Annotated in this window: 14 protein-coding genes; all 14 read left to right on the top strand. The window is 67.6% G+C overall.

Annotated elements, in window-relative coordinates:
* The first annotated feature begins 49 nt into the window (after nt 1-49).
* The 14 genes from CHC08_RS20285 (at nt 50) to nuoK (ending at nt 12323) form a co-directional block, all read left to right on the top strand.
* Complete coding sequence (locus tag CHC08_RS20285) at nt 50-1324, top strand: geranylgeranyl reductase family protein (protein ID WP_089208902.1); 1275 nt, start codon at nt 50-52, stop codon at nt 1322-1324.
* A 121-nt stretch (nt 1325-1445) separates the two neighbouring features.
* Nucleotides 1446-1805 carry an NADH-quinone oxidoreductase subunit A gene (locus tag CHC08_RS20280; protein ID WP_089208901.1) on the top strand — a complete coding sequence of 120 codons (360 nt, stop codon included), beginning with the start codon at nt 1446-1448 and terminating at the stop codon, nt 1803-1805.
* A 2-nt stretch (nt 1806-1807) separates the two neighbouring features.
* The gene (locus tag CHC08_RS20275) at nt 1808-2359 is read left to right on the top strand and encodes a NuoB/complex I 20 kDa subunit family protein (protein WP_089208900.1); all 552 of its coding nucleotides are present in this window, start codon (nt 1808-1810) and stop codon (nt 2357-2359) included.
* Nucleotides 2360-2460: 101 nt separating this feature from the next.
* Nucleotides 2461-3138: an NADH-quinone oxidoreductase subunit C gene (locus CHC08_RS20270; protein WP_089208899.1), complete on the top strand. Its 678-nt coding sequence runs from the start codon at nt 2461-2463 to the stop codon at nt 3136-3138.
* Nucleotides 3135-4460: an NADH-quinone oxidoreductase subunit D gene (locus CHC08_RS20265; protein WP_089208898.1), complete on the top strand. Its 1326-nt coding sequence runs from the start codon at nt 3135-3137 to the stop codon at nt 4458-4460. Before CHC08_RS20270 ends, CHC08_RS20265 begins: the two co-directional genes overlap by 4 nt.
* Nucleotides 4461-4540: 80 nt before the next feature.
* On the top strand, nt 4541-5203 hold the full coding sequence (nuoE, locus tag CHC08_RS20260; protein WP_089209005.1) for an NADH-quinone oxidoreductase subunit NuoE: 663 nt from the start codon (nt 4541-4543) through the stop codon (nt 5201-5203).
* A gap of 64 nt (nt 5204-5267) precedes the next feature.
* Complete coding sequence (locus tag CHC08_RS52460) at nt 5268-5402, top strand: hypothetical protein (RefSeq protein ID WP_275937193.1); 135 nt, start codon at nt 5268-5270, stop codon at nt 5400-5402.
* Nucleotides 5399-6685: an NADH-quinone oxidoreductase subunit NuoF gene (gene nuoF, locus CHC08_RS20255; RefSeq protein ID WP_089208897.1), complete on the top strand. Its 1287-nt coding sequence runs from the start codon at nt 5399-5401 to the stop codon at nt 6683-6685. Before CHC08_RS52460 ends, nuoF begins: the two co-directional genes overlap by 4 nt.
* Before the next feature lie 65 nt (nt 6686-6750).
* Nucleotides 6751-6888 (top strand): hypothetical protein, encoded by a 138-nt coding sequence (locus CHC08_RS49660; RefSeq protein WP_179282122.1) that lies wholly within the window; start codon nt 6751-6753, stop codon nt 6886-6888.
* The gene (locus CHC08_RS20245; protein WP_089208895.1) at nt 6885-9392 is read left to right on the top strand and encodes an NADH-quinone oxidoreductase subunit G; all 2508 of its coding nucleotides are present in this window, start codon (nt 6885-6887) and stop codon (nt 9390-9392) included. The genes CHC08_RS49660 and CHC08_RS20245 overlap by 4 nt, the downstream gene beginning before the upstream one ends.
* Complete coding sequence (nuoH, locus tag CHC08_RS20240; protein WP_089208894.1) at nt 9392-10741, top strand: NADH-quinone oxidoreductase subunit NuoH; 1350 nt, start codon at nt 9392-9394, stop codon at nt 10739-10741. Before CHC08_RS20245 ends, nuoH begins: the two co-directional genes overlap by 1 nt.
* Nucleotides 10728-11243 (top strand): NADH-quinone oxidoreductase subunit NuoI, encoded by a 516-nt coding sequence (gene nuoI, locus CHC08_RS20235; RefSeq protein WP_089208893.1) that lies wholly within the window; start codon nt 10728-10730, stop codon nt 11241-11243. The genes nuoH and nuoI overlap by 14 nt, the downstream gene beginning before the upstream one ends.
* On the top strand, nt 11236-12030 hold the full coding sequence (locus CHC08_RS20230; protein ID WP_089208892.1) for an NADH-quinone oxidoreductase subunit J: 795 nt from the start codon (nt 11236-11238) through the stop codon (nt 12028-12030). The genes nuoI and CHC08_RS20230 overlap by 8 nt, the downstream gene beginning before the upstream one ends.
* The gene (gene nuoK / locus CHC08_RS20225) at nt 12027-12323 is read left to right on the top strand and encodes an NADH-quinone oxidoreductase subunit NuoK (protein ID WP_089208891.1); all 297 of its coding nucleotides are present in this window, start codon (nt 12027-12029) and stop codon (nt 12321-12323) included. The genes CHC08_RS20230 and nuoK overlap by 4 nt, the downstream gene beginning before the upstream one ends.
* The last annotated feature ends 10 nt before the right edge of the window (nt 12324-12333 follow it).

The following is a 12333-nucleotide window of genomic DNA, read 5'->3' as shown; positions in this document are numbered from 1 at the left end:
AGGCCCCTTACTCCGAGGCCCTCAAAGCATGTAGGACAGGACAAGTCCCGTGACCGTGCCAGCCGCCACACAGCGGAACGTCGCTGAGGCTGACGCCGACGTAATCGTCGTCGGCGCCGGGCCCGCCGGTTCGACAACCGCTTTTCACCTCGCACAGGCCGGACTCAACGTCCTGTTGCTCGAGAAGACCACATTTCCCCGTGAGAAGGTCTGCGGTGACGGGCTGACGCCCCGAGCGGTCAAGCAGCTCATCGGCATGGGGATCGACATCGACGCTCCCGGCTGGGTCAGGAACAAGGGCCTGCGGGTCGTCGGCGGTGGGATGCGCTTCGAGCTTGACTGGCCGGAGCTCTCCAGCTACCCGGACTTCGGACTGGTCCGCACCCGCCAGGACTTCGACGAAATTCTGGCGAACAACGCGGTGCGCGCGGGTGTCCGCATGCTCCAGGGCGTCAACGTCACGGCCCCGATCCTCGACCGCAGCGGTCACATCGTCGGCGTCACCGCCAAGAAGGACGGCGAAGAGGTCTCCTACAGATCTCGCCTGGTGGTCGCCGCCGACGGCAACTCCACCCGGATCTCCCTGGCGATGGGGCTGCACAAGCGCGAGGACCGCCCGATGGGCGTCGCCGTACGGACGTATTTCACGAGTCCGCGCCACGACGACGACTATCTGGAGACCTGGCTGGAGCTGTGGGACGAAGACACCCTGCTGCCCGGCTACGGCTGGATCTTCGGCGTCGGCGACGGCACGTCCAACGTGGGCCTGGGGCTGCTGAACACCAACGAGGCGTTCAAGGGCATGGACTACCGTGACCTGCTCAAGCGCTGGGTGAAGGGCATGCCCCCCGAGTGGGGGTACGTCGAGGAGAACATGACCTCCCCCATCAGGGGCGCGGCGCTGCCGATGGCCTTCAACCGCCAGCCGCACTACACGCGGGGCCTGGTGCTGGTCGGCGACGCGGGGGGAATGATCAACCCGTTCAACGGGGAGGGCATCGCCTACGCGATGGAGACCGGCCACATCGCGGCCGAGGCCATCGTCCAGGCGCTGGCCAGACCGACCCCCGCCCAGCGGGAGCGAGTGCTGCGAGCTTATCCGGCGATGCTGAAGGACGCCTACGGCGGCTACTTCACCCTCGGCAGGGGCTTCGTGGAGCTGATCGGGCACCCTGGCGTGATGAACTTCGCAACACGTCACGCACTGCCTCATCCCCACCTGATGCGGTTCGCACTCAAACTCCTTGCTAACCTCACCGATCGGCGAGGCGATGCGTCAGACCGCATCATCAACGCGCTGTCGAAGGTTGCGCCGTCGGCATGACCTCAGCAAACGCTCCGAGCCTGGAATCAAGAGCGATGATCGCCGTGCCTAGACTTGCGAAATACACCAACATGCAGAGCTGCGCGCCGGCGCGCGTGGAGATGGGAGAGGAGGCGTAGCGATGGAGCTGTATGCACCCATCCTCGTACTCGCCGTACTCGCGGCGGGATTTGCGATCTTCTCAGTGACGATCGCGCCCTTCACCGGTCCCAAGCGCTGGAACCGCGCGAAGCTCGATGCCTACGAATGCGGTATCGAGCCGACGCCCCAGCCCGTGGGCGGTGGCCGATTCCCCCTGAAATACATGATCACCGCGATGCTCTTCATCGTGTTCGACATCGAGATCATCTTCCTCTACCCGTGGGCGGTCGCTTTCGACCAGCTCGGAATCTTCGGGTTGATCGAGATGGTGCTGTTCATCGTCACCGTGCTCGTGGCCTACGCGTACGTGTGGCGCCGCAAGGGTCTGGACTGGGACTAGATATGGGTCTTGAAGAGAAACTTCCGAGCGGGTTCATGCTCAGCACGGTCGAGCAGCTTGCCGGCTGGGCGCGTAAGAACTCCGTATGGCCGGCGACGTTCGGTCTCGCCTGTTGCGCCATCGAGCTGATGTCCACGGGCGGTCCCAAGCACGACCTGGCGCGCTTCGGCATGGAGCGCGCTTCGGCGTCTCCGCGCCAGGCCGACCTGATGATCGTGGCGGGCCGGCTGTCGCAGAAGATGGCCCCGGTGCTGCGCCAGATCTACGACCAGATGGCCGAGCCCAAGTGGGTCATCGCGATGGGCGTCTGCGCGTCCAGCGGCGGCATGTTCAACAACTACGCCATCGTGCAGGGCGTGGACCACGTCGTCCCCGTCGACATCTACCTGCCCGGCTGCCCGCCGCGGCCCGAGATGCTCATCGACGCGATCGTGAAGCTACACGACAAGATCCAGAACACGAAGTTCGGTGCGCACCGCGTCAAGCAGATCGACGAGCTCGAGCTGCAGGCGCTGCGGACGCTGCCGCTGATCGACCAGGGGACCGCCAAATGAACAGCGAACCCGGCGTGGTGAAGACCGCGTCCCCTGGGCGTGCCTCCGGTACGGCGGCCCGCGAGGCCCGCGCAGCGAACGAGGAGCGGTAAGCGAGCGATATGAGTACTGACAACCTCCCAGAGATCCCGGAGGAGCCGATCGCCCACCTGGGCATGTTCGGCACCTCGGGCACCGGTGACACCTCCGGTTACGGCGGTCTGGTCGTACGGCGAAGGCCCGAGCTGTCGAGTCCCCGCCCCTACGGCGGCTACTTCGACACCATCGCCGACGAGCTGGAACGCGCACTCGGCGGAGACCTCTTCGACGCCGTCGACCGTGTGGTCGTGGACCGGGACGAGCTGACCTTCCACGTGAAGCGTGAGCGTCTGCTGGACGTCGCCCAGATCCTGCGCGACGACCCCGCCCTCCGCTTCGAGCTCTCGCTCGGCGTCTCCGGCGTGCACTATCCCCACCTCGTCGGTGAGGAGCTGCACGCGGTGATCCACCTGTGCTCGATCACGCACAACCGGCGCCTGCGCGTCGAGGTGTCGTGCCCCGACGACGACAGGCACATCCCCTCCACGGTCTCGGTCTATCCGACCCACGACTGGCACGAGCGGGAGACCTGGGACTTCTTCGGGATCATCTTCGACGGCCACCCGGCGCTGACCCGCATCATGATGCCCGACGACTGGGACGGCCATCCCCAGCGCAAGGACTATCCGCTCGGCGGCATCCCGGTCGAATACCGGGGCGCGGAGATCCCGGCGCCGGACCAGAGGAGGTCTTACAAATGAGTGCTCCGTATGAGGAGGCCACCGAGGGCAAGGTCTACACCGTCTCCGGCAATGACTGGTCGGAGCTTCTCGAGACCCTGACCGGCCAGCAGGACGAGCAGCTCGTCATCAACATGGGCCCGCAGCACCCGTCCACGCACGGAGTGCTCCGCCTGATCCTGAACCTGGACGGCGAGACGGTCACCGAGGCCCGCACGGTCATCGGCTACCTGCACACCGGCATCGAGAAGAACACCGAGTTCCGGACGTGGACCCAGGGGACCACGTTCGTCACCCGGATGGACTACCTTGCGCCGATCTTCAACGAGACCGTCTACTGCATGGGCGTCGAGAAGCTGCTCGGCATCACCGACCGGATCCCCGACCGAGCCCAGGCCATCCGCGTGATGATGATGGAGCTCACCCGCATCTCCTCGCACATGGTGGCCATCGGCACCTTCGGCATGGAGCTGGGCGCGACCACGCCGTTCCTCTTCGGGACCCGCGAGCGCGAGATGGTGCTCGACGTGATGGAGTACATCACCGGCCTGCGCATGAACATGGCCTACATCCGGCCGGGCGGCGTGGCCGTCGACCTGCCGGCCGGTGCCGTGGACAAGGTCGGCGAACTGCTCAAGGTCATGCCGAAGCGCATCAGGGACATGCGCAAGATGCTCGACGCGAACCCGGTCTACCTGGCCCGCACCAAGGACGTCGCCTACCTCGACCTCACCGGCTGCATGTCGCTGGGTGTCACCGGCCCGATGCTGCGGGCCGCGGGCCTGCCGTGGGACCTGCGCAAGTCGCAGCCCTACTGCGGCTACGAGACCTACGAGTTCGACGTCCCGACCCAGAAGAGCGCCGACGTCTACGGCCGGTATCTCGTCCGGATGGACGAGATGGAGGAGTCGCTCAAGCTCATCGAGCAGGCCCTCGACCGTCTGTCGGGTCCGCTCAAGAACGGCCGCGTGATGGTGGACGACAAGAAGATCGGCTGGCCCTCGCAGCTAGCGCTCGGCCCCGACGGCCTGGGCAACTCGCCCGACCACATCGCGCACATCATGAGCGGTTCGATGGAAGCGCTGATCCACCACTTCAAGCTCGTGACCGAGGGCTTCCGGGTCCCGGCGGGACAGGCCTTCGCCTCGGTCGAGTCGCCCCGCGGCGAGCTCGGCGCCCACGTGGTCAGCGATGGTGGCACCCGCCCCTACCGCGTACACTTCCGCGACCCTTCCTTCACGAACCTGCAGGCCATGCCCGCGACGTGCGAAGGCGGCATGATCGCCGACGTCATCTCGGCCGTGGCCTCGATCGACCCGGTCATGGGAGGTGTTGACCGATGAGCTCGACCACGGGTGGTGAGCCGACGGTCCGGCAGACGGACGTAGCCGCCGGTGCGGCGAACGACGAGGGGAGCGCGACCATGGACAAGGGCTACGCGCCGGAAGTCCGAGAGCGTCTCGAACGCGACGCCAAGGAGATCATCGGCCGCTATCCCAAGCCGCGGTCGGCCCTGCTGCCCCTGCTGCACCTGGTGCAGTCCGAGGACGGCTACGTCTCCGACGACGGTCACGAGTTCTGCGCCGAGATACTCGGGCTGAGCAAGGCCGAGGTCGTGGGCGTCTCCACCTTCTACACGATGTACAAGCGAAAGCCGGCGGGCCAGTATCACGTCGGCGTGTGCATCAACACCCTGTGCGCGGTCATGGGCGGCGACCAGATCTGGGACGAGCTCAGCGAGCACACCGGCCTCGAGCACAACGAGACGAGCCCGGACGGGAAGATCTCGCTGGAGCGGCTGGAGTGCAACGCCGCCTGCGACTTCGCGCCGGTGATGATGGTCAACTGGGAGTTCTTCGACAACCAGACCCCCGCCTCGGCCAAGCAGCTCGTCGACGACCTCAAGGACGGCAAGGAGATCTCGCCGACCCGGGGCCCGAAGAAGCTCTGCTCGTTCAAGGAGGCCTCGCGGGTGCTGTCCGGCCTGCCCGACGGCCTGGCCGGCGACGGCCCCTCGGCGAACGGTCCCTCCCTCGAGGGACTGAAGATCGCCAAGGCCAACGGGTGGAAGGCTCCGGAATCGTGAGTGAGCGTAGCGAGCGAGCCAATATACACAGCAGCCTGTTCACGAGGCCGACGAAGGAGGCCTCGTGAACCAGCCAACAGGCGCGGCCTGCGGACGGGGTCCGGCGAAGGATCTCGTGCGCGAGTGCGGCGAGCGAGCCAACAGGCACGGCATGGGCTCGTCATGGAGCGACGAGCTGCCAGGCGAGGAGACGAAGTGACCACTCTTACCCCGGTTCTCACCGCGAACTGGGATCAGCCCAACTCCTTCACCCTGGAGGGGTACGGCGACTACTCGGCGGCCAAGAAAGCGCTGGGCATGGACCCCGACGCCGTCATTCAGGCGGTCAAGGACTCCGGACTGCGCGGCCGAGGCGGCGCGGGCTTCCCCACCGGCATGAAGTGGGGGTTCATCCCCCAGGGTGACGGCAAGCCGCACTATCTGGTGGTCAACGCGGACGAGTCCGAGCCGGGAACCTGCAAGGACATCCCGCTGATGATGGCCAACCCGCACTCGCTGGTCGAGGGCATCATCATCACCTCCTACGCGATCCGCGCCAACCACGCCTTCATCTACGTGCGCGGCGAGGTCGTTCACGTCGTGCGACGTCTGCAGGCGGCCGTGGCCGAGGCCTACGCCAAGGGACTGCTCGGCAAGGACCTCTTCGGCTCCGGTTTCGACCTGGAGCTCGTGGTCCACAGCGGAGCGGGCGCCTACATCTGCGGCGAGGAGACGGCGCTGCTGGACTCGCTGGAGGGCTATCGCGGCCAACCTCGGCTCAAGCCCCCCTTCCCGGCCGTGGCGGGGCTCTACGCCTCGCCCACTGTCGTGAACAACGTGGAGTCCGTGGCGAGTGTTCCCTCGATCATCTCCAACGGGGCCGACTGGTTCGCGGGGATGGGCACCGAGAAGTCCAAGGGCTTCGGCATCTTCTCGCTGAGCGGGCACGTGACCAGGCCCGGCCAGTACGAGGCGCCGCTCGGCATCACGCTGCGCGAGCTGCTGGAGATGTCGGGCGGGATCCGGGAGGGCCACCGGCTCAAGTTCTGGACCCCCGGCGGATCGAGCACCCCGATCTTCACCGACGAGCACATGGACGTTCCGCTCGACTTCGAGTCGGTCGGCGCCAAGGGCTCCATGCTCGGCACCCGGGCCCTGCAGATCTTCGACGAGACCACCTGCGTGGTCCGCGCCGTACTGCGGTGGACCGAGTTCTACGCGCACGAGTCCTGCGGCAAGTGCACCCCCTGCCGGGAGGGCACCTTCTGGCTCAAGCAGGTGCTCAAGCGGCTGGAGAAGGGTCAGGGCACCGAAGAGGACCTGACCACGATCACCGACATCGCCGACAACATCCTGGGCCGCTCCTTCTGCGCCCTGGGCGACGGTGCCACCAGCCCCATCCACTCGTCGGTGAAGTACTTCCGCGACGAGTACCTCAAGCACTTCGAGCTCGGCGCCTGCCCGTTCGATCACGCTCCGTCCACGGTGTGGGGGGACAAGTGACTGGCTGCGGCGAGGGAACCATGAAGCACAGCACCGTTTCGGTCATGGGGCCGATGGAGGGGGCCATGACCGAGCGCAGCGAGGGAATCAAGCAGCACAGCACCTCGGTCATGGGGCCGACGAAGGAGGCCATGACCGAGCGCAGCGAGGGAATCAAGCAGCACAGCACCTCGGTCATGGGGCCGACGAAGGAGGCACCATGACCATTCAAGCGACCAGCCCGGCCCAGACGCCGGTAGACCTGGTCACCCTCACCATCGACGGCTTCCAGGTGAGCGTCCCCAAGGGCACGCTCATCATCCGGGCCGCCGAGCTGCTGGGCATCCAGATTCCCCGGTTCTGTGACCATCCGCTGCTGGAGCCGGCGGCCAACTGCCGTCAGTGCCTGGTGGACATCCCGGACGCCGGCAACGGCCGCGGGTTCCCCAAGCCGCAGCCCTCCTGCGCGATCGAGGTCGCCCCGGGCATGGTGGTGCAGACCCAGCTCACCTCCCCGGTCGCCGAGAAGGCGCAGCGCGGTGTGATGGAGATGCTGCTCCTGAACCACCCGCTGGACTGCCCCGTCTGCGACAAGGGCGGCGAATGCCCGCTGCAGAACCAGGCCATGTCCAACGGCCAGGGCGAGAGCCGGTTCGAGGAGACGAAGCGCACCTTCGACAAGCCGGTCCCGCTCTCCTCCGAGGTGCTGCTGGACCGCGAGCGCTGCGTCCAGTGCGCCCGCTGCATCCGCTTCTCCGATGAGATCGCCGGAGACCCGCTCATCGACTTCTTCGAGCGCGGGGCCAAGGAGCAGGTCGCCACCGCCAACGGCGAGCCGTTCGAGTCCTACTTCTCGGGCAACACCATCCAGATCTGCCCGGTGGGCGCGCTGACCGGTGCCGCCTACCGGTTCCAGGCCCGCCCGTTCGACCTGGTCTCCACGCCCAGCGCGTGCGAGCACTGCGCCAGCGGCTGCTCGCTCCGCACCGACCACCGCCGGGGCAAGGTCACGCGCCGTCTGGCCGGGGACGACCCGGAGGTCAACGAGGAGTGGAACTGCGACAAGGGCCGCTGGGCCTTCGCCTACACGACCCAGCCCGACCGGCTGCGGACCCCCCTCGTCCGTGACGAGGAGGGCCGCCTGGTCCCGGCCTCCTGGCCCGAGGCGTTCGCCGCCGCGGCCAAGGGTCTCGCCGCGGCGCGCGGCCGCGCGGGCGTGCTCGTCGGCGGTCGCCTGACCGTCGAGGAGGCGTACGGCTACGCCAAGTTCGCCCGCATCGCACTCGGCACCAACGACGTCGACTTCCGGTCCCGGCCCCACTCCGCGGAGGAGGCGCAGTTCCTCGCGCACTCCGTCGCGGGCAAGGGCATCGAGGTCCGCTACGCGGACCTCGAGAAGGCCCCGGCCGTGCTCCTGGTGGGCTTCGAGCCCGACGAGGAGTCGCCGATCGTCTTCCTGCGCCTGCGCAAGGCGTGGCGGAAGAAGGGCCTGAAGGTCTTCTCGGTCGCACCGTTCGCCACCGCCGGACTGGGCAAGATGAACGGCACGCTGATCCCGGCGGTGCCGGGCTCCGAGACCGCCGTCCTGGACGACCTGGGCGCCGTGGACCCGGTGGCCGCCGAGGCGATCAGGCAGCCGGGCGCGGTCATCCTGGCCGGTGAGCGGCTCGCCACCGTGCCGGGCGCGCTCTCCGCGCTGGTGAAGCTCGCCTCCACGACCGGAGCCCGCCTGGCCTGGATCCCGCGTCGCGCCGGTGAGCGCGGCGCCATCGAGGCCGGAGCGCTGCCGAACCTGCTGCCGATCGGCCGTCCGGTCGGCGACGAGACCGCCCGCGCCGAAGTGGCCAGGGCCTGGAACGTCTCCTCGCTTCCCAAGGCCGAGGGTCGCGACACCACCGCCATGCTGGCGGCGGCGCTGGACGGGGAGCTCGACGCCCTCGTCATCGCCGGTGTCGACCCCTACGACCTGGCGGCGCCGCAGGCCGCACTGCTGGCCCTGGAGAACACCCCGTTCATCGTGAGCCTGGAGCAGCGCGCCAGCGCGGTCACCGACCGCGCCGACGTGGTGCTGCCGGTCGCCGTGGTGGCCGAGAAGTCCGGCACGTTCGTCGACTGGGAGGGACGCGGGCGCACCTTCGAGGAGGCGCTGCCCGTCCCCGGAGTCATGAGCGACCTGCGGGTCATCGCCGCGATCGCCGACCACATGGACGTGCACCTCGGCCTTCCCGACCCCGCGGCCGCCCGCCGCGAGCTCGCCTCGATCGGCGCGTGGCGCGGTCCTCGGACCGCCGCCCCCGGTGTCGGCGGCCTGCCGGCCGCCGCACCGCAGGCGGGGGAGGCCGTCCTGGCCACCTGGCACCAGCTGCTCGACGACGGCCGCATGCAGGACGGCGAGCCGTACCTGGCGGGCACCGCCCGCCCGGCCGAGGCGCTGCTCTCCGCGGCTACCGCGGCCGAGTCGGGTGTCGCCGACGGCGACAAGATCACCGTCACCACCGAGCGGGGCTCGCTGAGCCTGCCGGTGCGGATCGCCGACCTGCCCGACCGGGTGGTGTGGCTGCCGTCGAACTCCGCCGGCCGTTCGGTGACCCGCGACCTGCATGCCACGGCCGGTGGCATCGTCAAGATCGGGACGGCCTACGGGAGCGAGCCCGACGCGGCGAGCACCGTGCTTCCCGAGCGCGCCCCCGGCACGGCTGCCGTCGGCGAAGCGAACGAGGAGCGGTAATGAATGCCCGGACCCTTCTAGCGGTCGATCCGACCCTTGCCGACTTCGGCAAGGATCCAATCTGGATCAGCATCATCAAGGCCGTCGTCATCTTCATCGTCCTGATGCTGGGCGTGCTGTTCGGCGTGTGGTTCGAGCGCAAGCTCATCTCCCGCATGCAGAACCGGTACGGCCCCAACCGGGCGGGCAAGTTCGGCCTGCTCCAGTCGGTGGCCGACGGCATCAAGATGGGTCTGAAGGAAGACCTGATGCCGCGGACCGTGGACAAGGTGATCTACTTCATCGCCCCGGTCGTCCTCGCGGTCCCCGCCTTCCTCGCCTTCTCCGTCATCCCGATGGGCCCGATGGTCTCGATGTTCGGGGTCAAGACGCCGCTGCAGCTCACCGACCTTCCGGTCGCGGTGCTGCTGGTGCTGGCGATGGCCTCGATCAGCGTGTACGGCATCGTGCTCGCCGGCTGGGGATCGCGATCCCCGTACTCGATGCTCGGCGGTCTGCGGGCCAGCGCCCAGGTGGTCTCCTACGAGATCGCGATGGGCCTGTCGTTCGTGGGCGTGTTCCTGTTCGCGGGGACGCTGTCCACCTCGGAGATCGTCAACGCACAGGCGTCGGGCGGGGTGTTCCGGCCGTTCGGCCTCGCGATCCCGATGCCCTCCTGGTACATGATCCTGCTGATCCCGTCCTTCCTGATCTACATCATCACGATGCTGGGCGAGACCAACCGGGTCCCCTTCGACCTGCCCGAGGGCGAGGGCGAGCTGGTCGGCGGTTTCCAGACCGAATACTCCAACTCGCTGAAGTTCGCGGTCATCATGCTCGCCGAGTACGTCAACGTCTTTGTGGTCTCGGCGGTGTCGATCACCCTGTTCATGGGTGGATGGCGGGCGCCGTGGCCGATCTCCATCTGGGACGGGGCGAACGCCGGCTGGTGGCCGCTGCTCTGGTTCTTCATCAAAATGGTGCTGGTCTTCTCCTTCTTCGTCTGGTGCCGCGCCTCGCTGCCGCGAGTGCGCTACGACCAGTTGATGGCGCTCGGCTGGAAGATCCTCATCCCGATCAACCTCGCGTGGATCCTGCTGGTCGCCACCGTCAGGGCCCTGCAGCTCCCGAACGTCGACAGGTCGATCGTGCTGATCCTGGCCGCGATCGTCCTGTTGGCATGCCTCGGAATCTGGTGGCGCTTCGACAGCGTCCTGCAGAAGCGCAAGGAGACCAAGGCCGAACTGGTCGAGGCCGAGTTCGAGCGGCTCGACGCCGAGCCATCCGCAGGTGGCTTCCCTGTGCCGCCGCTCGACCTGCCGCACTACCACGGGGTAGAGCGCAAGGAGGTTCCCAGTGGGACTAACTGATTGGCTGAACCCCGTAAAGGGGTTCGGCGTGACCTTCCACACCATGTTCAAGAAGGTCGAAACGGTCAACTTCCCCGAGGAGAAGCGGCCCACGGCTCCGCGTTTCCACGGCCGGCACCAGCTCAATCGCTGGCCCGACGGCCTGGAGAAGTGCATCGGCTGTGAGCTCTGCGCCTGGGCCTGTCCGGCCGACGCGATCTTCGTGGAGGGTGCGGACAACACGGACGAGGAGCGGTTCTCGCCGGGCGAGCGGTACGGGCGCACCTACCAGATCAACTATCTGCGGTGCATCCTGTGCGGTCTCTGCATCGAGGCATGCCCGACTCGTGCGCTGACCATGACGAACGAGTTCGAGCTCGCCGACACGAGCCGTGAGAGCCTCATCTACACCAAGGAGATGCTGCTGTCGCCGCTCGGCCCGGGGATGGAGATCCCGCCGCACCCCATGCGTCTCGGCGAGACCGAAGAGGACTACTACCGGCTGGGACGGAACAATGGGTGAGACCATCACGTTCTGGGTGCTCGCGGTCCTCTCGGTGGCCGCAGCCTTCGGACTCGTGTTCAGCCGCAAGGCCGTCTACTCGGCGCTGATGCTGGGCATGGTCATGCTGTCCCTCGCCGTGCTCTACGCGATCCAGGACGCTCCCTTCCTCGCCGCGGTGCAGATCATCGTCTACACCGGCGCGGTCATGATGCTCTTCCTGTTCGTGCTGATGCTCGTCGGCGTGGACTCGGCGGACTCCCTGGTCGAGACGATCAGGGGCCAGCGCTTCTGGGCGGCCGTCGCGGGCCTGGGCTTCGCGGTCCTGCTCGCCCTGGGGGTCGGCAACGTGACCTTCGCCGCGCCCACGGGCATGGAGGCAGCCGTCAAGGAGGCGGGCGGCAACGTGCCCTCGCTGGCCCAGCTGCTCTTCACCAGATACGTCTTCGCCTTCGAGGTCACCTCCGCGCTGCTGATCACCGCCGCGCTCGGCGCGATGGTGCTGGCCCACCGTGAGCGGGTCCGTCCCAAGGCCACCCAGCGCGAGCTTGCCCGCGCCCGGTTCATCGGCCCGCAGCCGTCCCCGCTGCCGGGGCCCGGCACCTACGCCCTGCACAACGCGATCGACATGCCGGCCCTGCTGCCCGATGGCACGGTGTCGCCCAAGTCGATCAACCGAGTGCTCGCCCGGCACGACACGGAGGACGGCGTCAGGCCGACCGACCCGGAGAAGGCCGCGCTCATCAAGCAGGTCATCGAGAAGGACATCGTCGTGAAGGAAGCGCCTGAGCAGGAGGACGACAGGTGACCACTCACTACCTGGTGCTCTCCGCACTGCTGTTCGCGATCGGCGCCGTCGGCGTGCTGGTACGGCGTAACGCGATCGTGGTGTTCATGTGCGTGGAGCTCATGCTCAACGCCTGCAACCTGGCGTTCGTCACCTTCGCCAGACAGCACGGCAATCTGGACGGTCAGATCATCGCGTTCTTCGTGATGGTGGTGGCCGCGGCCGAGGTCGTCATCGGCCTTGCCATCATCGTGATGATCTTCCGAACCCGCAGGTCCGCGTCGGTGGACGACGCCAACCTGCTGAAGTACTAAGAGGTGGCCG

Origin of the sequence: Streptosporangium subroseum, from assembly GCF_900188345.1 — a bacterium.
Lineage (GTDB): Bacteria > Actinomycetota > Actinomycetes > Streptosporangiales > Streptosporangiaceae > Streptosporangium > Streptosporangium subroseum.
Note: the sequence above shows the minus strand (reverse complement) of the source record. Positions and strands in the feature narration are given on the sequence as shown.

Bases quoted from the DNA above. Each gene is read 5' to 3' on its own strand.
- CHC08_RS20280 (WP_089208901.1), top strand. From the start codon at position 1,446: ATGGAGCTGTATGCACCCATCCTCGTACTCGCCGTACTCGCGGCGGGA.
- CHC08_RS20275 (WP_089208900.1), top strand. From the start codon at position 1,808: ATGGGTCTTGAAGAGAAACTTCCGAGCGGGTTCATGCTCAGCACGGTC.
- CHC08_RS20270 (WP_089208899.1), top strand. From the start codon at position 2,461: ATGAGTACTGACAACCTCCCAGAGATCCCGGAGGAGCCGATCGCCCAC.
- CHC08_RS20265 (WP_089208898.1), top strand. From the start codon at position 3,135: ATGAGTGCTCCGTATGAGGAGGCCACCGAGGGCAAGGTCTACACCGTC.
- nuoE (WP_089209005.1), top strand. From the start codon at position 4,541: ATGGACAAGGGCTACGCGCCGGAAGTCCGAGAGCGTCTCGAACGCGAC.
- CHC08_RS49660 (WP_179282122.1), top strand. From the start codon at position 6,751: ATGACCGAGCGCAGCGAGGGAATCAAGCAGCACAGCACCTCGGTCATG.
- CHC08_RS20245 (WP_089208895.1), top strand. From the start codon at position 6,885: ATGACCATTCAAGCGACCAGCCCGGCCCAGACGCCGGTAGACCTGGTC.
- nuoH (WP_089208894.1), top strand. From the start codon at position 9,392: ATGAATGCCCGGACCCTTCTAGCGGTCGATCCGACCCTTGCCGACTTC.
- CHC08_RS20230 (WP_089208892.1), top strand. From the start codon at position 11,236: ATGGGTGAGACCATCACGTTCTGGGTGCTCGCGGTCCTCTCGGTGGCC.